The organism is Streptomyces africanus (genome assembly GCF_030816955.1).
In the GTDB taxonomy this organism is placed as follows: domain Bacteria; phylum Actinomycetota; class Actinomycetes; order Streptomycetales; family Streptomycetaceae; genus Streptomyces; species Streptomyces africanus.
Window position 1 is genome coordinate 3131679 of the sequence record NZ_JAUSYP010000001.1, and the last position, 24256, is coordinate 3155934.

Genomic DNA, 24256 nt, shown 5'->3' on the forward strand with positions numbered 1-24256 from the left:
GCCCAACAGGTTCGGGCGGGCGGGTGGGCAAACCCCCCGCTAAACCCCCGCCGCCGCGAACGCCCCCCGGGCCATCCGATGCAGCAGCTCCGCCGTAGCCCCCCGCCCGGGCAAAGACCCCGCCCTCCCCAGATGCGGCGTCGAGTTCAGCAGCCCGAACACCGAGTGCACAGCCGACCGCGCCGCAGGCTCCCCCAGCCCGGGATACACCTCCCGCACCACCCCCACCCACAGCTCCACGTACTGCCGCTGCAGCTGCCGCACCATCTTCCGGTCGCTGTCCCGGAGGCGGTCCAGCTCCCGATCGTGCAGGGTGATCAGAGGCCGGTCATCGAGCGCGAAGTCGATGTGCCCCTCGATCAGCGAGTCGAGGACCGCCTCCGCCCCCGCACCCCCGTCCGCCTCCGCCACCCGCCGCTTCGCCCCGGTCAGCAGCTGCCCGCTGATCCCCACCAGCAGCTCCGCGAGCATCGCGTCCTTGCCCGCGAAGTGCCGGTACAACCCGGGCCCGCTGATCCCGACAGCGGCACCTATCTCGTCGACTCCGACCCCGTGGAAGCCCCGCTCGGCGAAGAGCCGGGCGGCCTCCTTGAGGATCTGCTCGCGTCGGGTGGGGGCGTCGGTTCTCGTGGCCATGAAATCAATTCTAGACAGGGAGGTTAGCGGTCGTTAACCTGAAGGAAATGCGTTAACGCTCATTAACAAGGTGAGGGGACCGCAGGATGCACGAGGCACCGGAGCTCACGAGCGCGGCAGACCCCGCGTCGGAGGCCTTTCGGGCCAACGAGGCGGCGCACCACGCGCTCGTGGAGGAGCTGCGCGCCAAGCTGGCCGCAGCCGCGCAGGGCGGCGGCGAGAAGGCCCGCGCCCGCCACACCGCGCGCGGCAAGCTGCTCCCCCGCGACCGCGTCGACACCCTCCTCGACCCGGGCTCGCCCTTCCTGGAGCTGGCCCCGCTCGCGGCCGACGGGTTGTACGAGGACCAGGCCCCGGCCGCCGGTGTCATCGCCGGCATCGGCAGGGTCAGCGGCCGGGAAACGGTGATCATCGCCAACGACGCCACGGTCAAGGGCGGCACGTATTACCCGATGACGGTCAAGAAGCACCTCCGCGCCCAGGAGGTCGCCCTCGACAACCGCCTCCCCTGCGTCTACCTGGTGGACTCCGGCGGCGCCTTCCTCCCCATGCAGGACGAGGTCTTCCCGGACCGGGACCACTTCGGCCGGATCTTCTACAACCAGGCCCGCATGTCCGGCGCCGGCATCCCCCAGATCGCCGCCGTCCTCGGCTCCTGCACGGCCGGCGGGGCGTACGTCCCGGCGATGAGCGACGAGGCGGTGATCGTCCGCAATCAGGGCACGATCTTCCTGGGCGGCCCGCCGCTGGTGAAGGCGGCCACGGGCGAGGTCGTCACGGCGGAGGAGCTCGGCGGCGGCGAGGTCCACTCCCGCGTCTCGGGCGTCACGGACCACCTCGCGGAGAACGACGCGCACGCCCTGCGCATCGTCCGCACGATCGTCTCCACCCTCCCCGCACGAGGACCGCTCCCCTGGGAGGTCACGGAGGCGACGGAACCGAAGGTCGACCCGCACAGCCTCTACGGCGCGGTCCCGGTCGACTCCCGCACCCCCTACGACGTGCGCGAGATCATCGCCCGGGTCGTCGACGGCTCCCGCTTCGCCGAGTTCAAGTCCGAGTTCGGCCAGACCCTGGTCACGGGCTTCGCCCGGATCCACGGCCACCCGGTGGGCATCGTCGCCAACAACGGCATCCTGTTCTCCGAGTCCGCCCAGAAGGGCGCCCACTTCATCGAGCTGTGCGACCAGCGCGGCATCCCGCTGGTGTTCCTGCAGAACATCTCGGGCTTCATGGTCGGCAAGGACTACGAGGCGGGCGGCATCGCCAAGCACGGCGCCAAGATGGTCACGGCGGTGGCCTGCACGCGTGTACCGAAACTCACGGTCGTGGTCGGCGGCTCCTACGGCGCCGGCAACTACTCGATGTGCGGAAGGGCGTACTCCCCCCGCTTCCTGTGGATGTGGCCGAACGCCAAGATCTCCGTCATGGGCGGCGAGCAGGCCGCGTCGGTCCTCGCGACCGTCAAGCGGGACCAGCTGGAGGCGCGCGGCGAGTCCTGGCCGGCCGAGGACGAGGACGCCTTCAAGGCCCCGATCCGCGCCCAGTACGAGCGCCAGGGCAGCGCCTACTACGCGACGGCCCGCCTCTGGGACGACGGTGTGATCGACCCGCTGGACACCCGCCAGGTCCTGGGCCTGGCCCTGACCGCGTGCGCCAACGCGCCCCTGGGTGACCCCCAGTTCGGCGTCTTCCGGATGTGAGGGGACGGACGACGATGTTCGAGACAGTGCTGGTGGCCAACCGGGGCGAGATCGCCGTACGGGTGATCCGTACGCTGCGGTCGATGGGCGTGCGCTCGGTGGCCGTCTTCTCCGACGCGGACGCCGACGCCCGGCACGTCCGCGAGGCGGACACGGCGGTCCGGATCGGCCCGGCCCCGGCGTCCGAGAGCTACTTGTCGGTGGAGCGCCTGCTGCAGGCCGCGGCCCGCACCGGCGCCCAGGCCGTCCACCCCGGCTACGGCTTCCTCGCCGAGAACGCCGCCTTCGCGCGCGCCTGCGCCGAGGCCGGCCTGGTCTTCATCGGCCCTCCGGCGGACGCGATCTCCCTCATGGGCGACAAGATCCGCGCCAAGGAGACGGTCGAGGCGGCCGGGGTCCCGGTCGTCCCCGGCGGACGCGACCCGGACCTGGCCGAGGCGGCCCGCGAGCTGGGCGCGCCCGTGCTGCTGAAGCCGAGCGCGGGCGGCGGCGGCAAGGGCATGCGCCTGGTGCGGGACCTGACCCGGCTGGAGGAGGAGATCGCCGCGGCCCGCCGCGAGGCCCGCGCCTCCTTCGGCGACGACACGCTCCTGGTGGAGCGCTGGATCGACCGCCCCCGCCACATCGAGATCCAGGTCCTGGCCGACGGCCATGGGAACGTGGTCCACCTCGGGGAACGCGAGTGTTCCCTCCAGCGCCGCCATCAGAAGATCATCGAGGAGGCGCCGAGCGTGCTCCTCGACGAACAGACGCGCTCCGCGATGGGCGAGGCGGCGGTCCAGGCGGCCCGCTCCTGCGGCTACCGGGGCGCGGGCACGGTGGAGTTCATCGTCCCCGGCGTCGACCCGTCGTCGTACTACTTCATGGAGATGAACACCCGCCTCCAGGTGGAGCACCCGGTCACGGAGCTGATCACCGGCCTGGACCTGGTCGAGTGGCAGCTGCGGGTGGCGGCCGGGGAGCCCCTCGGCTTCACCCAGGAGGACGTACGGCTGACGGGTCACGCGGTTGAGGCGCGCATCTGCGCCGAGGACCCGGCCCGCGGCTTCCTCCCCTCCGGTGGCACGGTCCTGAAGCTGAGCGAACCGCAGGGCGACGGCCTCCGCACCGACTCGGGCCTCACGGAGGGCACGGAGGTCGGCAGCCTCTACGACCCGATGCTCTCGAAGGTCATCGCGTACGGCCCCGACCGCGCGACCGCCCTGCGCAAGCTCCGCTCGGCCCTGGCGGAGACGGTCACGCTCGGGGTGCAGACCAACGCCGGCTTCCTGCGCCGGCTGCTCGCCCACCCGGCGGTGGTCGCCGGCGACCTGGACACCGGCCTGGTCGAGCGCGAGGTGGAGGGCCTGGTCCCCACGGACGTACCGGAGGAGGTGTACGAGGCGGCGGCGGCCGTACGCCTGGAGGCCCTGCGGCCCGAGCCGGGCGGCTGGACGGACCCCTTCTCGGTCCCGAGCGGCTGGCGGCTCGGCGGGGCCCGGAAGCCGCCCGCCTTCCACCTGCGGGTGCAGGACCCGGTGGAGTACACCCCGCGCGGCACCGCCACGGTCACCGACGAACGGGTCTCCGTCACGCTGGACGGCGTCCGGCACACCTTCCACCGCGCCGCCGACTGGCTCGGCCGCGACGGGGACGCCTGGCACGTACGCGACCACGACCCGGTGGCCGCCTCCCTGAGCCGCGCGGCCCACGCGGGCGCCGACTCGCTGACCGCGCCCATGCCGGGCACGGTGACAGTGGTGAAGGTCGCCGTCGGCGACGAGGTGACCGCGGGCCAGAGCCTGCTGGTGGTGGAGGCGATGAAGATGGAGCACGTCATCTCCGCCCCGCACGCCGGCAAGGTCACCGAACTGGACGTGACCCCGGGTTCGACGGTCGCCATGGACCAGGTGCTGGCGGTCATCGCACCGCACGAGGAGGCGCAGGAGGAGGCGGAGGAATGACGGTCGACGGTCTCCCGATGGTGGTCCCGACCACGGACCTGCCCACCCGCGTCCGCATCCACGAGGTCGGCGCACGCGACGGCCTGCAGAACGAGAAGGCGACAGTCCCGACGCAGGTCAAGGCGGAGTTCATCCGCCGCCTGGCCGAAGCGGGCCTGACCACGATCGAGGCGACGAGCTTCGTCCACCCCAGATGGGTCCCCCAACTGGCGGACGCGGAACAGCTCTACCCCCTGGTCAGCGACCTCCCGGTGGCCCTGCCGGTGCTCGTCCCGAACGAAAGGGGCCTGGACCGCGCCCTGACGCTCGGCGCCCGGCGGGTCGCGGTCTTCGCCAGTGCCACGGAGTCCTTCGCCAAGGCCAACCTCAACCGCACGGTGGACGAGGCCCTGGCGATGTTCGACCCGGTGGTGGCCCGGGCGAAGGCGGACGACGTCCACGTCCGCGGCTACCTCTCCATGTGCTTCGGCGACCCCTGGGAAGGCGAGGTCCCGGTCCCCCAGGTGGTCCGGGTCTGCAAGGCGCTCCTGGACATGGGCTGCGACGAGCTGAGCCTGGGCGACACGATCGGCGTGGCGACCCCGGGCCACGTGGTCGCGCTCCTCGCGGCCCTCGACGAAGCAGGAATCCCGCCGTCCGCCCTCGGCGTCCACTTCCACGACACCTACGGCCAGGCCCTCGCCAACACGCTCGCGGCCCTCCAGCAGGGCGTCACGACGGTCGACGCCTCAGCGGGCGGCCTGGGCGGCTGCCCGTACGCCAAGTCGGCGACCGGCAACCTCGCCACCGAAGACCTCGTGTGGATGCTGCGGGGCCTCGGCATCGACACCGGAATCGACCTCGGCCGCCTCGTCGCCACGAGCGCGTGGATGGCCACCCACCTGGGCCGACCCAGCCCCTCCCGCACCGTCCGAGCCCTGTCCCACGAGGACACCGAGGAGCGATGATCACCATGGACTACCGCCTCTCCCCCGAGTTGGAGGAACTCCGCCGCACGGTCGAGGAGTTCGCGCACGAGGTCGTGGCGCCGAAGATCGGCGACCTCTACGAGCGGCACGAGTTCCCGTACGAGATCGTCCGGGAGATGGGCCGCATGGGCCTGTTCGGCCTGCCGTTCCCCGAGGAGTACGGCGGCATGGGCGGCGACTACCTGGCGCTGGGCGTGGCGCTGGAGGAACTGGCCCGGGTCGACTCCTCGGTCGCCATCACGCTCGAAGCCGGCGTCTCCCTCGGCGCGATGCCCGTCTTCCGCTACGGCACGGAGGCCCAGAAGCGGGAGTGGCTCCCCCGCCTCTGCTCCGGCGAACTCCTGGGCGCGTTCGGCCTGACGGAACCGGACGGCGGCAGCGACGCGGGCGCGACCCGCACGACGGCCCGCCTCGACCCCTCGACGAACGAGTGGGTGATCAACGGCACCAAGTGCTTCATCACCAACTCGGGCACGGACATCACGGGCCTGGTGACGGTCACGGCGGTCACGGGCCGCACCCCGGAGGGCAAGCCGCAGATCTCCTCGATCATCGTCCCGTCCGGCACCCCGGGCTTCACGATCGCGGCCCCCTACTCGAAGGTCGGCTGGAACGCCTCGGACACCCGCGAACTGTCCTTCTCGGACGTGCGGGTCCCGGCGGCGAACCTCCTGGGCGAGGAGGGCCGCGGCTACGCCCAGTTCCTCCGCATCCTCGACGAGGGCCGCATCGCCATCGCGGCCCTTGCGACGGGCCTGGCCCAGGGCTGCGTGGACGAGTCGGTCAAGTACGCCAAGGAACGCCACGCTTTCGGCAAGCCGATCGCCGCCAACCAGGCGATCCAGTTCAAGATCGCCGACATGGAGATGAAGGCCCACACGGCCCGCCTCGCCTGGCGCGACGCGGCGGTCCGCCTGGTGACCGGCGCCCCCTTCAAGAAGGAAGCGGCCCTGGCCAAGCTCCACTCCTCCACCATCGCCGTGGACAACGCCCGCGAAGCCACCCAGATCCACGGCGGCTACGGCTTCATGAACGAGTACCCGGTCGCCCGCATGTGGCGCGACTCCAAGATCCTCGAAATCGGCGAGGGCACGAGCGAGGTCCAGCGGATGCTGATCGCGCGGGAGTTGGGGCTGGTGGGCTGAGCGACGGGACCTGTTCCGCCCCAGTTTGCCGTCAATCACCTCTGCAGCCCACCGCCGTGCGTTGGGCTGCAGAGGTGATTCACTCAGAACGAAGGGCGCAAACCCCACAATGACGGAAACGGGATTCCCGAGAGTCCGCTATTCGCAGTTGCGTGTCTTTTGGGGGGCACGTCCAGCCTTCCCGGAACCCGATTAGGTGCCGAACCGATCCAAGACATCCAAATCGCCTTCGAAGGAGACCACCACGATCCACGCTCGATCCCCTGCTAGGAAGTAGTGATGCTCTGGCACCTCAAGAAGTGCAGCCGTAACCGAAGCGGCCTGGCCCTCAGAAAAACGCACGCAGTAGGGCGAAATCCCGTCTCCTACATGCTCGACTACAGAGCCGGGCCTGGTTCGCGCACAGATTTCCCTCGATGCACTCGCTGCGAGAAGCTGCTCATCGTCGAATTTCCAATGGCTATGCCTCCCATCCACGCGACGCCAATCAATCTTCCCTCCAACGAAGGGGAAGTGGAGTTCCAACCAGTCGAATATATCTGACGCGCTCGTTTTCTTCAGGGCAGCTAGGCGGTGTTTTAGAAGTGCTTCCAGTGTCTTGCATCGTGCCGTGATGATCTCGGTGTGGGGCGAGGGGATCTTTCTGATGACCAGTGGGCAGTGTTGTGCCCGTTGCTGCCGGTCGCGGGGTTGGGCAGGCCGTCGGTGTGCCAGCGGAAGCTGATCAATGGGATCCGTTGGCGGGTTCGGACTGGGTCCCCGTGGCGGGATCTGCCGGCGGAGTACGGTCCGTGGCAGACGGTCTACGGGCTCTTCCGCCGCTGGCAACGCGATGGGGTCTGGTCGTCGGTACTGAGCAGACTGCAAGCGCGGGCGGACGCAGTCGGGCTGATCACCTGGGAGGTGAACGTCGACTCCACGATCTGCCGGGCACATCAGCACGCGGCCGGTGCCCGGCGGGACGGTCAAGCACAGAAGGAACCGCCGGGCGGCCACCAGAGCGAGCCTGACGATCACGGCTTGGGCAGGTCCCGCGGCGGCTGGACCACGAAGATTCACCTGGCCTGTGAGCAAGGGCAGCGGCCGTTGTCGCTGCTGGTCACAGCAGGGCAGCGGGGTGACAGCCCGCAGTTCACGGCCGTGCTGGAAGCCATCCGGGTTCCTCGTCTCGGACTGGGGCGGCCCAGGGTTCGTCCGCTGCGGGTGCGAGGCGACAAAGCGTATTCATCACGGGCGAACCGTGCCTATCTGCGGCGCCGCGGGATCCGCTGCACGATCCCAGAACCTGCCGACCAGGCAGGCCACCGCGAACGACGGGGAGCGGCCGGTGGGCGTCCTCCGGCCTTCGACCGCGAGGACTACAAGGCCCGGCACGCGGTCGAGTGCGGCATCAACCGGCTCAAGCGGAACCGGGCCGTGGCCACACGGTTCGACAAGCTCGCGGTCCGCTTCAAAGCGACCGTCCTCATCGCCGCGATCAACGAGTGGCTGTGACCTGTGTCGGACGTCTCGGTCCCACATGTCCCTCTGCCGCGATCAGGTCAGAGGATCGACGGGAGACAGAGGCGATGGGCGCTGCATAAGGCGACGTCCAGTTCGGCTACGAGATCAGCTTCTCGCCTGGCGGCAGCCCCAACAGCGGGGCCGAGGCCGGGGACCGCTGCCGAGGTGGCCTGTCCCACAGCGGACCCCCCGTCGCCCGTGCTGCTGGCCTCGACCCAGGTGATCAAGTTGCCCAGCGGCAGGGCACGCAGAGGGTCCGGAGGCTACGGCGGGGGGCAGCAGTCTTCCCTGGCCCGGTTCACGGGTGGCCATGTCCCTCACCATCCCGTTCGCAGGCTCCTGAGGAACGGGGCAAGGCGGTCGGCGATCACCCGGTCGTCGTGAGCCGAGGTGTGCCCGTCACATCCGAGGAAGTCCAGGCCCGCCTGATCGAGGAACCAGTAGCGGACCCCGCTGTCGCCAGCATCGTTGCGCGCCTCGACGACCTGCCGCACATGCTCGGCGTTTCTGTCGAAGCCGACAGCCACGAGCGTGGTGCCGACACCGTAGCGCGTCCGCAGTTTCCGGAGGAACTTGCCGTAGGCGGTGCGGTAAGCGGCCGCGAGGCTGTCAGGCGTCCACGGTTCACCGGGGGTGAGGTCGGAGAAGTCGTTGGAGCCAAGGTTGACCACCACGATCTGGGGGCGCCACGTCCCCGGGTTCTGCCAGACATCGCCGTCCACGTTCAGCAAAGCGCGGTCGTAATAGGTCCGGTACGTGACGTCCGGGCAGATGCCAGCGACGTTGCGCACCATTCCGAGGCCGGACAAGCCGTTGATCTGGTAATCGGCCTCCAGCCGCTGGGCGGTGAGGGCACCGTGGCTCACGTCGGTGTTGGTGTTCCGCTTGAGCTGCTCCGGATTGCAGTCCCGGGTGCCCGAGACATTGCCGTAGCCCACCGTGAGGGAGTCCCCGATAAACTCGATCTGGCGGTCCCGTGGCGCTGGCTTGCTCAGTACGGCGCCCCCGGGTGCGGCGACGAAGCCTCCGAACGTGCTGGTGTCCCCCGGAGTGTCGTTGCGTTTGACGACCCGGACCGTGTGCTCGCCGTCCCGCAGGCCGTTGATCCAGTGCGTGGTGTCGCCGGGTGTGAACAGGGTGGCGACGGTGGCCCCGTCAACCTGGACGTCGTAGTCGGCGGCCGCGCAGTCGAGTACCACCCCGAGCCCGGTCCCGCGGAAGCGGCCCTCGAAGTACACCCCAGGCCAGCTGAACTGCACCGCCTTTCCTAGGTCCTTCACCCGCCCTGCGGTGTGCACCTGCGCCGAGACACTCTTCACGGGGACCAGTTGCCTCAGCTCATGCCACGAGCCCGCGTCCACCGCGGCAGGCGCCGCCGGGCGCCGCCCGCGCCCTGGGTTCGGGTTCCCTCCTCGGAAAGTCATCTGCGTGCCATCTCTCCGTCCCTGTTCGGTGGGCCACGGCTGAACGTCCGACATTCCACCCCTGAATGTCAACCAATTTGAAGGGACGAGATAGACCCATAGGCGCCTGCTTTGCGCGGCTTACGGGACGCCCCTTGGCCAGCGCACACCAGTTCCTCAGGTGCGCGAAGCCCGTGCTCGAACAGGGCGTGGACGGCGGCCAGGGCGTAGGTTCATTGACCCCCAGCGTCGCGACGCCCGGCACGCCGAGAGCACGCACCGAACGCCGCTCCCTCTTCCACGGGGACTTCTAAAACACGGCCTAGAGGCGGCACGGAGAATACCTCTTCTTCCCAGTAGTCACCAGACAAACCGTTCCTCCATCAACCGCATCCGTGCAGCCCCTGAAGCTTCGTCACGGTTGCTTCAGTGGCACTCGACCTTGGTCTCGCCCGTCTCCGGGTCGGTCGCCAAGACCCTGTCGCCGATGTCGACGTCCTTGATCCTCTTGGTGGAACCGTCGGCCATCAACACCTTGGTATCGGGCGTGAAGCTGTTGCCCACCTTGCAGGTCACGGCTTCCGTCGCCTCGTCCGCTGCCTTGCTGCTTTTGCGCCAGTCCTGGAAGCTCTCCCAGAGCCTGCGGCTCAGGCCCCCGATGCGTTTGATCAGGGCCCAGGCCTTGTCCATCTTGTTCCAGTACTTCGCGGCCGTCGTACGGGTGCCGGTCACCGAGCTGACGGCCGGGCTCTGGACAGGGCAACTGCGGTTGACTGCCTGGTCGTTGGACCTGCCGCCGATTCCCGGGAACCTCACGCCCGCCAAGTGGCGTCGCCGCGGCCTCCCCTGGTTCGCGAAGCCCGCACCGGGACGCGGACGGGAGTTCGCCCTTCAGGTCGCTCGTATCGATCTGCTCCGGGCCGTGACGCGCCGTCTCAAGCCGTAGGCAGCGTCCTTGCCGGGGCTTCGGCACGTCCCTTCGTGATCCGGATCACCGCGCCCGTCCGCATCCCCGCCCCCTCCCCCGGGCACAGGTACCAGGGCCCCCCTGGACACGGCATGAGGTTAGGCTAACCTAAGCTAAATCCAGCCAACTGGCTGTCAGCCGTGCCCGCAGTGGCTCCGTACGTACGAAAGCAGACCCAGCGATGTCGAACGCCAGAACCGCCCGCTTCTCCCGCCGCGGCATCCTCGCCGCCGGCGGTGCCCTCGGACTCGGTGCGCTCGTGACCGCGTGCGGCAGTGAGGACTCGACGGACGGCGGCTCGGACTCGAAGGCGTCCGCCAAGTCCGGCCCGTGGTCCTTCAAGGACGACCGCGGCAAGAACGTGCAGCTCGACAACGTCCCCGCGAACATCGTCGCCTTCACCGGCGTCGCGGCCGCCCTGTACGACTACGGCGTCTCCGTGAAGGGCGTCTTCGGTCCCACCAAGACGCAGGACGGCAAGCCCGACGTCCAGGCCGGCGACATGGACATCAGCAAGGTGACCATCCTCGGCAACTCCTGGGACCAGTTCAACGTCGAGAAGTACGCCGCCCTCGCCGCCGACGTACTGATCAGCACCATGTTCGACTCCGCCGGCACCCTCTGGTACGTCCCCGAGGCCTCCAAGGACAAGATCGCCAAGCTCGCCCCGAGCGTCGGCATCTCCGTCTACGACCGTCAGCTCACCGCCCCGCTCCAGCGCATGTGGGAGCTGGCCGAGTCGCTCGGCGGCGACATGAAGGCCGCGAAGGTCACCGACGCCAAGAAGCGGTTCGAGGAGGCCTCCGAGCGGCTGCGCAAGGCCGCCAAGGCGCACCCCGACATCAAGGTGATGGCCGGTTCCGCGAGCCAGGAGCTCTTCTACGTCTCCGGCACCAACCTCTCCGTCGACCTGGAGTACTTCAAGGCCCTCGGCGTGAACTTCGTCGAGCCGCCGGAGAAGGCCAAGGCGAAGGGCGGCGGCTGGTTCGAGAGCCTGAGCTGGGAGAACGTCGACAAGTACGCGGCCGACATCATCATGATGGACGACCGGTCCTCGGCGATCCAGCCGGCGAACATCACCGAGGCGACGTGGAAGAAGCTGCCGGCGGTGAAGGCCAGGCAGGTCATCTCGCGTTCTGCCGAGCCGATTCTGTCGTACGACAAGTGCGTGCCGTTGGTGGAGAACCTGGCGAAGGCCATCGAGACGGCCAAGAAGGTCGCCTGAGCAGGCTGCCGGATGGGCTGAGTGGCGCGTGCGGGTCGGGTGTGGCTGGTCGCGCCCACGCGGCGGAGCCGCATGTCGACACGGCCCCGCGCCCCTGAAGTACCTCACCTCGCCCCCTGACCATCACTCAGGAGCCCGCATGACTACAGCCGTAGCCGCCCCGTTCCGTTTCTTCTCGCTTCAGGTCGTGCGGACGAGGCGGCTCGGTCCGTCCCTGGTCCGTGTCACCTTCGGCGGGCCCGATCTGCACGCCTTCCATTCCGACGGGCGCGACCAGTCGCTGTCGCTGTTCCTGCCCCACCCGGGGCAGCCCGAGCCGGTCGTCCCGCTGGAACTCGGGGACGGGTGGTGGCAGGGCTGGCGTGAACTGCCGGACGGCGTACGGGCCGTGATGCGGTCGTACACCCTGCGGGAACTGCGCCGCGACCCGGACGAGATCGACATCGACTTCGCCCTGCACGGCATCGAACCGGGCGCCTCGGTCCAGGCCGGTCCCGCCTCCCGCTGGGCCGCCGGGGCCGCCGCCGGCGACCGGGTGCTGCTGCTCGGCCCGGCCGTCGCCGACAACCGGGCTATCCGCTTCCGGCCGCCCGAGGACACCGACCTCGTGGTCGTCTGGGGCGACGAGACCGCCGTCCCCGCCGCCTCGGCCATCGTCGAGTCGCTGCCGGCCGGTACCCGCGCCCGGGTCTGGCTGGAGGTGCCGCACGCCGGGGACATCCAGGACCTGGCGACCGAGGCGGACGCCGAGATCACCTGGCTCGTGCGGGAGGAGCAGGGTCACGAGGGCTCCGCCATGGTCCTCGACGCCCTCCGCGAGGCCCAACTGCCCCCGGCCGAGCGGCCGTACGTCTGGATTGCCGGTGAGTCCGGCTGCGTGAAGGAGCTGCGCCGGCACTTCGTGCGCGAGCGCGGAATCGACCGCCACCGGGTCACGTTCGTCGGCTACTGGCGTCGCGGCGTGAGCGAGGAGCAGTTGCGGGCGGAGGGGTAGCCCGCCGGCAAGTGACCACAGTCACGGCAGGGAATGATCCTCTGGGAAATTAACTTAGGTTAGCCTTGCCTAAGTTGAACCCGCGGTTCAGCCCGCCCCGTCCCGCACCGGACTGTCCCCACCGGAGGACCCCCACATGCGCTCGCACCTGCTCAACGACACCACCGCGGAGCAGTACCGCCGCTCCGTGACCGACGGAGTCGAGCGGGTGGCCGCCAGAATCGCCACCACCGAACGGCCGTTCACCGGCGTCACCGTCGACGCCCTCGCTCCCGCCATCGACGCGATCGACCTCGACAAGCCGCTGCACGACACCGCCGCGGTGCTCGACGAACTGGAGGACGTCTACCTCCGGGACGCGGTCTACTTCCACCACCCCCGCTACCTGGCCCACCTCAACTGCCCGGTCGTCATCCCGGCCGTGCTCGGCGAGGCCGTGCTGTCCGCCGTGAACTCCTCCCTGGACACCTGGGACCAGTCGGCCGGCGGCACCCTCATCGAGCGCAAACTGATCGACTGGACGACCGAGCGCATCGGCCTCGGCCCCGCCGCCGACGGCGTGTTCACCTCCGGCGGCACCCAGTCCAACCTCCAGGCACTGCTGCTCGCCCGCGAGGAGGCCAAGACGGACACCCTGGCCAAACTGCGCATCTTCGCCTCCGAGGTCAGCCACTTCAGCGTGAAGAAGTCCGCGAAACTGCTGGGCCTCGGCCAGGACTCCGTGGTCTCCATACCCGTCGACCACGACAAGCGCATGCAGACCGTCGCCCTCGCCCGCGAGCTGGAGCGCTGCAAGCAGGACGGCCTCGTGCCCATGGCCGTCGTCGCCACCGCCGGCACCACCGACTTCGGCTCGATCGACCCGCTGCCCGAGATCGCGGAGCTGTGCGAGCAGTTCGCCACCTGGATGCACGTCGACGCCGCCTACGGCTGCGGCCTGCTCGCCTCCCTGAAGCACCGGGACCGGCTGAACGGCATCGAGCGCGCCGACTCCGTCACCGTGGACTACCACAAGTCCTTCTTCCAGCCGGTGAGTTCGTCCGCCGTGCTGGTCCGTGACGCCGCCACGCTCCAGCACGCCACGTACCACGCCGAGTACCTGAACCCGCGCCGCATGGTGCAGGAACGTATCCCCAACCAGGTGGACAAGTCCCTGCAGACCACCCGCCGCTTCGACGCCCTCAAGCTGTGGATGACGCTGAGGACCATGGGCGCCGACGGCATCGGGCAGCTCTTCGACGAGGTGTGCGAGCTGGCCCGGGAGGGCTGGAAGCTGCTCGCCGCCGACCCGCGCTTCGACGTCGTCGTGGAGCCGAGCCTGTCCACCCTGGTCTTCCGCTACATCCCGGCGTCCGTCACCGACCCCGCCGAGATCGACCGCGCCAACCTCTACGCCCGCAAGGCCCTGTTCGCCTCCGGTGACGCCATCGTCGCGGGCACCAAGGTCGGCGCCCGCCACTACCTGAAGTTCACCCTGCTCAACCCCGAGACGCAGGCGTCCGACATCGCCGCCGTCCTCGATCTGATCGCCGGCCACGCCGAGCAGTACCTGGGAGAGTCCCTTGACCGCGCGTCCTGAAAACCCGAACAGAATCCATGACTTCGTGGGCATCGGGCTCGGCCCCTTCAACCTCGGCCTGGCCTGCCTCACCGAACCGATCGACGAACTCGACGGCGTCTTCCTGGAGTCGAAGCCCGACTTCGAGTGGCACGCGGGGATGTTCCTCGACGGCGCCCACCTCCAGACCCCGTTCATGTCGGACCTGGTCACCCTCGCCGACCCGACGTCCCCGTACTCCTTCCTGAACTACCTCAAGGAGAAGGGCCGGCTGTACTCGTTCTACATCCGCGAGAACTTCTACCCGCTGCGCGTCGAGTACGACGACTACTGCCGCTGGGCCGCGAGCCGGCTGAGCAGCATCCGCTTCAACACGACGGTGACGGAAGTCCGGTACGAGGACGACCTCTACGTCGTGCACACGGAAGCCGGAGACGTCCTCCGCGCCCGTCACCTCGTCCTCGGCACGGGCACCCCGCCCCACATCCCCGAGGCCTGCGAGAACCTGGGCGGCGACTTCATCCACAACTCCCGCTACCTGAGCCACAAGGCGGAGCTGCAGAAGAAGGACTCGATCACGCTCGTCGGCTCGGGCCAGTCGGCCGCCGAGATCTACTACGACCTGCTCAGCGAGATCGACGTCCACGGCTACCGGCTGAACTGGGTCACCCGCTCCCCGCGTTTCTTCCCGCTGGAGTACACCAAGCTCACGCTGGAGATGACGTCGCCGGAGTACGCCGACTACTTCCGCGAGCTGCCCGAGGACACCCGCTACCGCCTCACGGCCGAGCAGAAGGGCCTGTTCAAGGGCATCGACGGCGACCTGATCAACGAGATCTTCGACCTGCTCTACCAGAAGAACCTCGGCGGTCCCGTGCCCACGCGGCTGCTCACCAACTCCTCGCTGACCAGCGCGGCGTACGAGAACGGCACGTACACGCTCGGCTTCCGCCAGGAGGAGCAGGGCAAGGACTTCGAGCTGACCTCCGAGGGCCTGGTCCTGGCCACGGGTTACCGGTACGCCGAGCCGGAGTTCCTCAAGCCCGTCCGCGACCGCCTGGTCCACGACTCCCGGGGCAACTTCGACGTCGCCCGCAACTACGCCATCGACGTCACCGGCCGGGGCATCTTCCTCCAGAACGCCGGCGTCCACACCCACAGCATCACCAGCCCCGACCTGGGGATGGGCCCGTACCGGAACGCGTACATCATCCGCGAGCTGCTCGGCACCGAGTACTACCCGGTCGAGAAGACGATCGCGTTCCAGGAGTTCTCCGTATGAGCACCACCGGCATCGGCACGTTCACCATCCGCCCGCTCGACCCCCTGAAGGACGCCGAGCTGCTGCACTCCTGGGTCACCCACCCCAAGGCGGCCTACTGGATGATGCAGGACGCGGAACTCCAGGACGTCGAGCGCGAGTACATGCGCATCGCGGCGCACGAGCACCACCACGCCTGCCTCGGCCTGCACGAGGGCCGGCCGGCGTTCCTGATGGAGAAGTACGACCCCCGGTACGTCGAGCTGACCGGGCTGTACGACCCGGAGCCCGGCGACGTCGGCATGCACTTCCTGGTCGCGCCGACCGACCGGCCGATCCACGGCTTCACCCGGGCGGTCATCACCGCCGTGATGGACGAGCTGTTCGCCGACCCGCACACCCGGCGGGTCGTGGTGGAGCCCGACGTGAGCAACAAGGCCGTGCACGCGCTGAACGAGGCCGTCGGCTTCGTGCCCGTGCGCGAGATCGACAAGCCGGAGAAACGCGCGCTGCTGAGCTTCTGCACGCGCGATCAGTTCCTGGCCGCCCGAGGAGTAGCCGTATGACCCTGTCCGACGCCGTGGCGCATCTGTCCCCCCACCGCTGGGCGCGGGCCAACCGCCTCCTGATCCGCAAGGCACTCGCCGAGTTCGCGCACGAGCGCCTGATCACCCCCGAGCAGGACGGGGACGGTTACGTCGTCCGCAGCGACGACGGCCAGACCCGGTACACCTTCACGGCCACGCTCCGCGCCCTCGACCACTGGCAGGTGGACGCCGAGTCGATCACCCGGCACCGGGACGGCGCCGAACTCCCGCTCGCCGCCCTGGACTTCTTCATCGAGATGCAGAAGTCCCTGGGCCTGAGCGACGACATCCTGCCCGTCTACCTGGAGGAGATCTCCTCCACCCTCTCGGGCACCTGCTACAAGCTCACCAAACCGCAGACCACGGCCGCCGAGCTCGCGCGCAGCGACTTCCAGACCATCGAGACCGGCATGACCGAGGGCCACCCCTGCTTCGTGGCCAACAACGGCCGGCTCGGATTCGGCATCCACGAGTACCTGTCGTACGCGCCGGAGACCGCGAGCCCGGTCCGGCTCGTCTGGCTCGCGGCACACCGTTCGCGCGCGGCGTTCACGGCCGGTGTCGGCATCGAGTACGAGTCGTTCCTGCGCGAGGAACTGGGCGCGGAGACCGTCGACCGCTTCCACGGCGTCCTGCGCGAGAAGGACCTGGACCCGGCCGACTACCTCCTCATCCCCGTCCACCCCTGGCAGTGGTGGAACAAGCTCACCGTCACCTTCGCCGCCGAGGTCGCCCGGGGGCACCTGGTGTGCCTCGGCGAGGGCGACGACGAGTACCTGGCCCAGCAGTCCATCCGGACGTTCTTCAACCGGTCCAGCCCCGGGAAGCACTACGTGAAGACGGCCCTGTCCGTCATCAACATGGGCTTCATGCGCGGGCTGTCGGCCGCCTACATGGAGGCCACGCCCGCGATCAACGACTGGCTGGCCCAGCTCATCGACAACGACCCGGTCCTGACGTCGACCGGCCTGTCGATCATCCGTGAGCGCGCCGCCGTCGGCTACCGGCACCTGGAGTACGAGCAGGCGACGGACCGCTACTCGCCGTACCGCAAGATGCTCGCCGCGCTGTGGCGGGAGAGCCCGGTACCGTCCCTGAAGGACGGCGAGTCCCTGGCCACCATGGCGTCCCTGGTCCATGTCGACCACGAGGGGGCGTCGGTCGCGGGGGCGCTGATCGAGCAGTCGGGCCTCACCCCGACCGAATGGCTGCGCCGCTACCTCCAGGCCTACTTCACGCCCCTCCTGCACAGCTTCTACGCCTACGACCTGGTCTTCATGCCGCACGGCGAGAACGTCATCCTCGTGCTGAAGGACGGGGTCGTGCAGCGCGCGATCTACAAGGACATCGCCGAGGAGATCGCCGTCATGGACCCGGAGGCGGTACTGCCGCCTGCGGTGGAGCGGCTGCGCGTGGAGGTCCCGGAGGACAAGAAACTCCTGTCGGTCTTCACGGACGTCTTCGACTGCTTCTTCCGCTTCCTCGCGGCGAACCTCGCCTCCGAGGGCATCCTGGAGGAGGACGACTTCTGGCGCACGGTCGCGGAGGTCACCCGCGCCTACCAGGACTCGATGCCCGAACTCGCCGACAAGTTCAAGCAGTACGACATGTTCACCCCCGAGTTCGCCCTGTCCTGCCTCAACCGCCTCCAACTCCGCAACAACGAACAGATGGTCGACCTCGCGGACCCGTCCGGCGCCCTCCAACTGGCCGGCACCCTGAAGAACCCGATCGCGGAGTTCTGAACCACAGACAGACGGACACCCCGGAGTACGGTCCTCCGGGGTGCCCGTCATGTGGCCTTCTTTCAGGGGCGCGGGGCTGTATCAATGTGCGGCTCCGCCGCTGCGGGCGCGACAAGCCCCCCCCACGCACCCGCAGCCGGATCACCGACCGTTGGACGCACCCCACGGAACCTGCGGCGACCGATACCACTCGATCCCCAGGACGTTCCACCTTGCTTGCCGGGCAGGGTGCCCGGTCCTTCAGGGCCGGGGCGAATGCCCGCTGTCGCGTAGCGGGCAGAGGGGAGCCGAATCGCCGCCGGGGCGATTCGGCGTGTCGGGACGGACGGTGGTGAGGTTGGCCTTGAGCCGTTCGTGGTGTTGGTTGAGGGTCGTGGAAGGTGAAAGCGTCGCCGGTCACTCTGATGGGTGATGTTGATCGAAGACGTGCGCGGGAGGGGAAAGGGGTGGCTAGGTTCGTGGCATGTCACGTTTCCGGATGTACCCGTCGCCTGTGCAGGTTGAGCGGATGCTCACGCACTGCGCGCACGCCCGGTACGTGTGGAATCTTGCCGTGGAGCAACACTCGCACTGGCGCCGGTGGCGTAGGAGCGCGCCCGGTTTCGCGGAGCAGTGCCGTCAGCTCACCGAGGCCCGGCGGGAGAACGAGTGGCTCAGCTCGGGGAACGCGGATGTGCAGCAGCAGGCATTGAAGGACTTCGCCAGGGCCAAGAACGCCAGGTTCACGTCCGGGTTCGGTGAGCCGACCTGGCGCAGGAAGCATGTACACGAGGGCTTTCGGGTCATCGGCACCGACCGCGTACCGGAATATCACGCGGACGGGTCGCCGAAGCGGAACGCGAAGACCGGCAGGCAGGTCATGGGCCGGTCGGTCGTGGTGCAGAGGCTCAACCGGCGGTGGGCTCAGGTCAAAGTGCCCGGCTGCGGCTGGGTCCGGTTCCGTCTCAGCGCCAAGGGCAAGTGCGCGAAGCTGCCCGAGGCGAAGACGTTCCGGGTCACTTTCCGCAGCGGGCAGTGGCACATCGCGTTCGCAGTCATCCCTGAGCCAATCCCGGCGCCCGGCACGGGCGAGGTGATCGGCATCGACCGAGGTGTCACGATCACTGCTGCCCTCTCGGACGGCCGGAAGCTGAACTGCCCACAGCTCACCGTCAAGGAACGCGCCCAGATCCGAAAGCATGAGCGGCGGGCGGCCAGAGCGAGGAAGGACAGCCCCCAGAAGGCGGCCGAGTACGCGAAGGCCGCCAGGCTCAAGGCGCGGGAGGCGAACCGGCGCAAGGACTGGTGCGAGAAGACCAGCACCATGCTCGCTCGCTCTTATGGCCTTGTCCGGTTCGAGAAGCTGAACATCCACAACATGACCCGCTCCGCGAAGGGAACCGTGGAGCATCCCGGCCAGAACGTCGCCCAGAAGTCCGGCCTGAACCGGGCGATCCTCGCCCAGGGCTGGGGCCTGCTCCGGCAGCGCACCGGCAACAAAGCCCCCGGCCGGGTCGAAGACGTGCCCGCCCCCTACACCAGCCTGCGGTGCAGTAGCTGCGGATGGATCGACAAGAACTCGCGCAAGAGCCAAGCCGAGTTCGTCTGTTCCTCCTGCGGCTTCACGTGCAACGCAGACACCAACGCCAGTATCAACGTCGCGGCAGGACAGGGCGGGATCCCCCGCCCCCGGCGCTCAGCCGGTGCCGGAGGGGTGACAACGGCCACCAGCCGTTCGAGCGCCCGTGAACCTCAACCCAAATAGGTTGGAATCTCGCTCTTTCAGAGGGGGAGGATGTCAACCCATGGCGGAAATCATCCAGAAGGACGGCACATGGGCCTTCGACGGCGACGCCCTGCGGCTGACCCCCGGGCGGGACAGGAATGTCAGTCTCCTGCGCAGGGAGCTGGGTGAACTGGTCGTCCCGCTGGGGGCGTTGGCAGGGATCTCCTTCGAGCAGGGCAAGAAGGCGGGGCGGCTCAGGCTCCGTCTGCGCGACGGCGCCGACCCGCTGCTGCACGCCAGCGGTGGCCGGCTCACCGAGCCCCACGACCCGTACCAGCTGATCGTCGAGTCCGACCGCTACGGCGTCGCCGAGTACTTCACGGACGAGGTCCGGGGCGCCCTGCTCCTGGACCAGGTCCCCGCCGACCCGGTCGACACGTACCTGCTGCCGGGCCCCTCCGTCCCCCTGTCGGTCTCCGCCGGCGACGGCACCGCCGGCTTCGACGGCGAGCGCATACGCCTGGAGTGGAACTGGAAGACGGAGGACGCCAAGGCCGCCGCCGGTGTCCGCACGCTCCTGCTCGCCGACATCACGGACGTGGAGTGGCAGCCGGCGGCCGGCCTGGAGAACGGCTACCTCCGCTTCATTGTGCGGAACGCGCCCACCAAGGCCCCGCCCAAGTACGACCCCAACGCCGTGGAGCTGTGGGGCTTCAGGAAGGACCCGCTGATGGCGCTGGTCGCGGCGGCGGTCCAGGCCAGGCTTCCGCACCCGGCCCGGGCCGCCGCCGACGTACCGGACGCGCGACCGGAACTGCCTTCTCCCCCGGTCGCGTCCGCCGAGGACGATCACGACGCCCTGCTGCGCCGCCTGCGCGAGCTCGGCGACCTGCACCGCACGGGCGTCCTGACGGACGACGAGTTCGTCCTGGCCAAGCAGGCGATCCTCAAGCGGATGTAGCACCCCGGGACAATCCGGGACGCCCTGGGGCGCTACTTCGCCCGGCGCGCCACCGTGAAGTGGTCCACCTGGTCACCGGTCTCGGCGATGCCGCGCACCGTCATCATGGCCAGGTGCCCCTTCGGCGCGGGGGTGACGTCCACGCGCAGGAAGGAGTAGTCGAGGTAGCGCACCCGCGACCAGGTGACGGTCTCGTTCTGCTTGCCGCCCTTGACGTTGACGAACGAGGACACGGAGTCCACGTCGTGCTCGTTGCCCTCGTACGACAGCGGGGCGCTGAACGCGTAGAGGCTGCGGCCCGCCGCGCCGGCCGTCACGTACACCACGCCGTCGGTCTCGGGGTAGGCCGTGCCGCCGATCGGGAGCTTCCTGGTGACCTTGTCGCCCTTGATCACGTCGGTGCGCTCGTACTGGTGGTTGTGGCCGTTGATGACCAGGTCCACGGTGTACTTCTCGAACAGCGGCACCCACTCCTGCCGGACCCCGCCCTCGGAGGCGTGGGAGGTGGAGGTGCAGTAGGCGCAGTGGTGGAAGAACACGACGATGAAGTCGATGTCGGGTGCGGCCCGGTACTTCTTCAGCCGGGCTTCCAGCCACTTGGTCTGGGTGCCGCCGGAGATGCCCAGGTTGGCCGGGATCTCGAAGGAGATGTCGTTGGCGTCGAGCGAGATGACGGCCGTGTTGCCGTAGGCGAAGGAGTAGACGCCTGGGAGGTTCTTCTTGTCGGGGCCGTTGTCCGGGAGGGTCCAGCGGGCCTCCTCGCCGCCGTAGCCGTTGGGCGAGTACCAGGCCTCCATGTCGTGGTTGCCGTAGGCGGGCATCCAGGGCACGGACTTGGCGACGGACTCGGTCTGGGCGAGGAACTGGTCCCACACGCGCGAGTCGAAGCCGGTGTCGTCGGTCCGGCCCTGGCCGGCCGGGTCGCCGTACGCGATGTCGCCGGCGTGCAGGTGGAAGGCCGGGTTCTGGCCGAGGAGGAGGCTGTTGTTGGCGAGCGCGTGGTAGCTGACGCCCTCGTCGCCGAAGGCCGTGAAGGTGAACGGCGTCCTGTGCGCGGGGGCGGTGGTGAAGGTGCCGAGGGTGCCCAGCAGGTGGGGTTCGGCCGGGTCGAAGCCCTGGTGGCCGACGCCGTAGTAGTACGTCCGGCCCGGGCGCAGGTGGGTCAGCTCGGCGTGGACGTAGTACTGGGTGTGGTTGCCGCTCGCACCGACACCGGCCGGTGTGAAGAGGGTGCGGACCTCGGCGTCGATCTTCCGGGAGAGGTTCGTGGGGTGGGCGCCGATCCGGATGAACGGCTTCTTGACGGCGACCGGGACCTGCCAGGAGACGGTCATCTCGGTGCGCGGGTCGGTCCCGTAGGCGAGGTGGCGGCCGAAGGGGGCCACATGGGCACCGTCGACGCTCTCGGTGCCCGTCCGTCCGCTCGGCACGGCTGCCTGGGCGGTGGCGCCCGGCACGAACGCGCCACCGGTGACGGCGCCGAGCGTGACGGCACCGCCTCTGATCATCGTGCGCCGGGAGAATCTGGCGCGCAGGTACTCGTGCTGCTCGGCCATGCTCATGCGCTCGGCGAGCCGCTCGGGTACGCCCATACGAGGAATGTCCATGGCGTCCAAAAATCGACGCCTCGGGCAACGGGACACCGGCCGCCCGGTGGACGCCTCACGAACAGGCGCTCATGACAGGTTCAACGTTCCCCCAAGGGATCCCCACAGCCCTCTGCCCGAAAACGGGCAGAATTCTTGCGTAAGTGCCGCCGGTGCCTCAGGATCTACCGGGTGCACGACGAACTCGTTGATCATCTGACGCGGTCCACGCCCCTCAGTCGGGGCGAGGCGCTGCGCGTGATCCAGGACGTGCTCGCCTACTTCGACGAGACGACCGAGGAGTACGTCCGTCGCCGCCACCGCGAGCTCCAGGCCCAGGGCCTGGTGAACGCGGCGATCTTCGATCGGATCGAGGCGGATCTCAAATATCGCGCGGTGGCACCGCCGGAGCTCTCGCTCCGGCAGCTGCGGCGCATCGTCTACGGCTAGGAATGCGTATATATGTGCGGCATTGTCGGTTACATCGGGAAGCGTGACGTCGCTCCCCTCCTCCTGGAGGGCCTCCAGCGCCTGGAGTACCGCGGGTACGACTCCGCGGGCGTCGTCATCACGTCCCCGAAGGCCTCCGGCCTGAAGATGGTCAAGGCCAAGGGCCGCGTCCGCGATCTGGAGGCCAAGGTCCCGGCCCGCTTCAAGGGCACGACCGGCATCGCCCACACCCGCTGGGCCACCCACGGCGCCCCCTCCGACGTCAACGCCCACCCGCACCTCGACGCCGAGGGCAAGGTCGCCGTCGTCCACAACGGCATCATCGACAACGCCGGCGACCTGCGCCGCAAGCTGGAGGCGGACGGCGTCGAGTTCCTCTCCGAGACCGACACCGAGGTCCTCACCCACCTCATCGCCCGCTCCCAGGCGACGAAGCTGGAGGACAAGGTCCGCGAGACTCTCCGGCTCATCGAGGGCACCTACGGCATCGCCGTGCTGCACGCCGACTTCCCCGACCGGATCGTCGTCGCCCGCAACGGCTCCCCGGTCGTCCTCGGCATCGGCGAGAAGGAGATGTTCGTCGCCTCGGACATCGCCGCCCTGGTCGCCCACACCCGCCAGATCGTCACGCTGGACGACGGCGAGATGGCCACCCTGAAGGCCGACGACTTCCGCACGTACACCACGGAGGGCACCCGCACCACCGCGGAGCCCACCACCGTGGAGTGGGAGGCGGCCTCCTACGACATGGGCGGCCACGACACCTACATGCACAAGGAGATCCACGAGCAGGCCGAGGCCGTGGACCGCGTGCTGCGCGGCCGCATCGACGACCGCTTCTCCACCGTGCACCTGGGCGGCCTCAATCTCGACGCCCGCGAGGCCCGCCGCATCCGCCGCGTGAAGATCCTCGGCTGCGGCACCTCGTACCACGCGGGCATGATCGGCGCCCAGATGATCGAGGAGCTGGCGCGCATCCCCGCCGACGCCGAGCCGGCCTCGGAGTTCCGCTACCGCAACGCGGTGGTCGACCCCGACACCCTCTACATCGCCGTCTCCCAGTCCGGCGAGACCTACGACGTCCTCGCCGCCGTGCAGGAGCTCAAGCGCAAGGGCGCGCGGGTTCTGGGCGTGGTGAACGTGGTCGGCTCCGCGATCGCCCGCGAGGCCGACGGCGGCATCTACGTCCACGCGGGCCCGGAGGTCTGCGTCGTCTCCACGAAGTGCTTCACGAACACCACGGTGGCCTTCGCGCTCCTCGCCCTTCACCTGGGCCGCACCCGCGACCTCTCGGTCCGCGACGGCAAGCGGATCATCGAGGGCCTGCGCAAGCTGCCCGCCCAGATCGCCGAGATCATGGAGCACGAGGAGGACGTCAAGAAGCTGGCCCTGCAGTTCGCCGAGGCCCGCTCGATGCTCTTCATCGGCCGGGTGCGGGGCTACCCGGTGGCCCGCGAGGCCTCCCTGAAGCTCAAGGAGGTCTCCTACATCCACGCCGAGGCCTACCCCGCCTCCGAGCTCAAGCACGGCCCGCTGGCCCTGATCGAGCCGGCCCTCCCCACGGTCGCGATCGTCCCCGACGACGACCTCCTGGAGAAGAACCGCGCGGCCATGGAGGAGATCAAGGCCCGCAGCGGCAAGATCCTCGCGGTGGCCCACCAGCACCAGGAGAAGGCCGACGAGACCATCATCGTCCCGAAGAACGAGGACGAACTCGACCCCATCCTGCTGGGCATCCCCCTCCAACTCCTCGCCTACCACACGGCCCTGACCCTGGGCCGCGACATCGACAAGCCCCGCAACCTGGCCAAGTCGGTAACGGTGGAGTAGCTGGCCCTTTCAGGGGCGCGGGGAACTGCGCGACAAGCCCCCACCCACCCGCACAGGCCAAACAAAGAGGACGGACCCCCACGCGC

19 protein-coding genes and 1 pseudogene are annotated in these 24256 nt (G+C 69.1%); 16 read left to right on the forward strand and 4 right to left on the reverse strand.

Annotation, left to right across the window (positions count from 1 at the left end):
• Window positions 1-39 precede the first annotated feature (39 nt).
• A complete protein-coding gene (locus QF034_RS14400; RefSeq protein ID WP_306966836.1) occupies window positions 40-636 on the reverse strand; it encodes an SACE_7040 family transcriptional regulator in 597 nt (198 codons plus the stop codon).
• An 86-nt stretch (window positions 637-722) separates the two neighbouring features.
• Between QF034_RS14400 and QF034_RS14405 the strand changes: the two genes are divergently transcribed.
• The 5 genes from QF034_RS14405 (at window position 723) to QF034_RS14425 (ending at window position 7889) form a co-directional block, all read left to right on the forward strand.
• Window positions 723-2339 carry a carboxyl transferase domain-containing protein gene (locus tag QF034_RS14405; protein ID WP_307175336.1) on the forward strand — a complete coding sequence of 539 codons (1617 nt, stop codon included), beginning with the start codon at window positions 723-725 and terminating at the stop codon, window positions 2337-2339.
• A 14-nt stretch (window positions 2340-2353) separates the two neighbouring features.
• A complete protein-coding gene (locus QF034_RS14410) occupies window positions 2354-4282 on the forward strand; it encodes an ATP-binding protein (RefSeq protein ID WP_307175337.1) in 1929 nt (642 codons plus the stop codon).
• On the forward strand, window positions 4279-5229 hold the full coding sequence (locus tag QF034_RS14415; RefSeq protein ID WP_307175338.1) for a hydroxymethylglutaryl-CoA lyase: 951 nt from the start codon (window positions 4279-4281) through the stop codon (window positions 5227-5229). Before QF034_RS14410 ends, QF034_RS14415 begins: the two co-directional genes overlap by 4 nt.
• 5 nt (window positions 5230-5234) lie before the next feature.
• Window positions 5235-6395, forward strand: a complete 1161-nt coding sequence (locus QF034_RS14420; protein WP_307179879.1) for an acyl-CoA dehydrogenase family protein — start codon at window positions 5235-5237, stop codon at window positions 6393-6395.
• Window positions 6396-7019: 624 nt separating this feature from the next.
• Window positions 7020-7889: an IS5 family transposase gene (locus QF034_RS14425; RefSeq protein ID WP_307175339.1), complete on the forward strand. Its 870-nt coding sequence runs from the start codon at window positions 7020-7022 to the stop codon at window positions 7887-7889.
• 326 nt (window positions 7890-8215) lie between these two features.
• Here the strand turns inward: QF034_RS14425 and QF034_RS14430 are convergent, their stop codons facing one another.
• Together QF034_RS14430 and QF034_RS41495 are read right to left on the reverse strand one after the other, a co-directional pair.
• Window positions 8216-9322 (reverse strand): SGNH/GDSL hydrolase family protein, encoded by a 1107-nt coding sequence (locus QF034_RS14430; RefSeq protein ID WP_370880944.1) that lies wholly within the window; start codon window positions 9320-9322, stop codon window positions 8216-8218.
• Between the two features lie 420 nt (window positions 9323-9742).
• Window positions 9743-9859 (reverse strand): annotated as a pseudogene (locus tag QF034_RS41495) (Hint domain-containing homing endonuclease); the annotation flags it as partial.
• Window positions 9860-9983: 124 nt separating this feature from the next.
• Here QF034_RS41495 and QF034_RS14440 point away from each other — a divergent pair.
• From QF034_RS14440 to QF034_RS14480, 9 genes are all read left to right on the forward strand, one after another.
• Window positions 9984-10247, forward strand: a complete 264-nt coding sequence (locus QF034_RS14440; protein WP_307175342.1) for a hypothetical protein — start codon at window positions 9984-9986, stop codon at window positions 10245-10247.
• A gap of 202 nt (window positions 10248-10449) precedes the next feature.
• Complete coding sequence (locus QF034_RS14445) at window positions 10450-11493, forward strand: ABC transporter substrate-binding protein (RefSeq protein WP_307175343.1); 1044 nt, start codon at window positions 10450-10452, stop codon at window positions 11491-11493.
• Between the two features lie 139 nt (window positions 11494-11632).
• Window positions 11633-12487 carry a siderophore-interacting protein gene (locus QF034_RS14450; RefSeq protein ID WP_307175344.1) on the forward strand — a complete coding sequence of 285 codons (855 nt, stop codon included), beginning with the start codon at window positions 11633-11635 and terminating at the stop codon, window positions 12485-12487.
• Window positions 12488-12623: 136 nt separating this feature from the next.
• On the forward strand, window positions 12624-14066 hold the full coding sequence (gene desA, locus QF034_RS14455; protein ID WP_307175345.1) for a lysine decarboxylase DesA: 1443 nt from the start codon (window positions 12624-12626) through the stop codon (window positions 14064-14066).
• Window positions 14050-15327: a lysine N(6)-hydroxylase/L-ornithine N(5)-oxygenase family protein gene (locus QF034_RS14460; RefSeq protein ID WP_307175346.1), complete on the forward strand. Its 1278-nt coding sequence runs from the start codon at window positions 14050-14052 to the stop codon at window positions 15325-15327. The genes desA and QF034_RS14460 overlap by 17 nt, the downstream gene beginning before the upstream one ends.
• A complete protein-coding gene (locus QF034_RS14465; protein ID WP_307175347.1) occupies window positions 15324-15872 on the forward strand; it encodes a GNAT family N-acetyltransferase in 549 nt (182 codons plus the stop codon). The genes QF034_RS14460 and QF034_RS14465 overlap by 4 nt, the downstream gene beginning before the upstream one ends.
• Window positions 15869-17638 (forward strand): IucA/IucC family protein, encoded by a 1770-nt coding sequence (locus QF034_RS14470; protein WP_307175348.1) that lies wholly within the window; start codon window positions 15869-15871, stop codon window positions 17636-17638. Before QF034_RS14465 ends, QF034_RS14470 begins: the two co-directional genes overlap by 4 nt.
• Before the next feature lie 463 nt (window positions 17639-18101).
• Window positions 18102-19382, forward strand: coding sequence for an RNA-guided endonuclease InsQ/TnpB family protein (locus QF034_RS14475; protein WP_307175349.1), 1281 nt, complete (start codon window positions 18102-18104; stop codon window positions 19380-19382).
• A 40-nt stretch (window positions 19383-19422) separates the two neighbouring features.
• Complete coding sequence (locus tag QF034_RS14480) at window positions 19423-20304, forward strand: DUF4429 domain-containing protein (RefSeq protein WP_307175350.1); 882 nt, start codon at window positions 19423-19425, stop codon at window positions 20302-20304.
• A 32-nt stretch (window positions 20305-20336) separates the two neighbouring features.
• On the opposite strand, the gene QF034_RS14485 is transcribed toward QF034_RS14480, so the two are convergent.
• A complete protein-coding gene (locus QF034_RS14485; RefSeq protein ID WP_307175351.1) occupies window positions 20337-21896 on the reverse strand; it encodes a purple acid phosphatase family protein in 1560 nt (519 codons plus the stop codon).
• Between the two features lie 186 nt (window positions 21897-22082).
• On the opposite strand from QF034_RS14485, the gene QF034_RS14490 reads away from it, so the two are divergent.
• Window positions 22083-22340, forward strand: a complete 258-nt coding sequence (locus QF034_RS14490) for a hypothetical protein (protein ID WP_307175352.1) — start codon at window positions 22083-22085, stop codon at window positions 22338-22340.
• Window positions 22341-22352: 12 nt separating this feature from the next.
• On the forward strand, window positions 22353-24170 hold the full coding sequence (glmS, locus tag QF034_RS14495) for a glutamine--fructose-6-phosphate transaminase (isomerizing) (RefSeq protein ID WP_307175353.1): 1818 nt from the start codon (window positions 22353-22355) through the stop codon (window positions 24168-24170).
• The last annotated feature ends 86 nt before the right edge of the window (window positions 24171-24256 follow it).

Coding starts and splice junctions, on each gene's coding strand:
- QF034_RS14470 (WP_307175348.1), top strand. CDS start 15,869: ATGACCCTGTCCGACGCCGTGGCGCATCTGTCCCCCCACCGCTGGGCG.
- QF034_RS14430 (WP_370880944.1), bottom strand. CDS start 9,322: ATGACTTTCCGAGGAGGGAACCCGAACCCAGGGCGCGGGCGGCGCCCG.
- QF034_RS14465 (WP_307175347.1), top strand. CDS start 15,324: ATGAGCACCACCGGCATCGGCACGTTCACCATCCGCCCGCTCGACCCC.
- QF034_RS14405 (WP_307175336.1), top strand. CDS start 723: ATGCACGAGGCACCGGAGCTCACGAGCGCGGCAGACCCCGCGTCGGAG.
- QF034_RS14420 (WP_307179879.1), top strand. CDS start 5,235: ATGGACTACCGCCTCTCCCCCGAGTTGGAGGAACTCCGCCGCACGGTC.
- QF034_RS14450 (WP_307175344.1), top strand. CDS start 11,633: ATGACTACAGCCGTAGCCGCCCCGTTCCGTTTCTTCTCGCTTCAGGTC.
- glmS (WP_307175353.1), top strand. CDS start 22,353: ATGTGCGGCATTGTCGGTTACATCGGGAAGCGTGACGTCGCTCCCCTC.
- QF034_RS14415 (WP_307175338.1), top strand. CDS start 4,279: ATGACGGTCGACGGTCTCCCGATGGTGGTCCCGACCACGGACCTGCCC.
- QF034_RS14445 (WP_307175343.1), top strand. CDS start 10,450: ATGTCGAACGCCAGAACCGCCCGCTTCTCCCGCCGCGGCATCCTCGCC.
- QF034_RS14410 (WP_307175337.1), top strand. CDS start 2,354: ATGTTCGAGACAGTGCTGGTGGCCAACCGGGGCGAGATCGCCGTACGG.
- QF034_RS14485 (WP_307175351.1), bottom strand. CDS start 21,896: ATGGGCGTACCCGAGCGGCTCGCCGAGCGCATGAGCATGGCCGAGCAG.
- desA (WP_307175345.1), top strand. CDS start 12,624: ATGCGCTCGCACCTGCTCAACGACACCACCGCGGAGCAGTACCGCCGC.
- QF034_RS14480 (WP_307175350.1), top strand. CDS start 19,423: ATGGCGGAAATCATCCAGAAGGACGGCACATGGGCCTTCGACGGCGAC.
- QF034_RS14475 (WP_307175349.1), top strand. CDS start 18,102: ATGTCACGTTTCCGGATGTACCCGTCGCCTGTGCAGGTTGAGCGGATG.
- QF034_RS14400 (WP_306966836.1), bottom strand. CDS start 636: ATGGCCACGAGAACCGACGCCCCCACCCGACGCGAGCAGATCCTCAAG.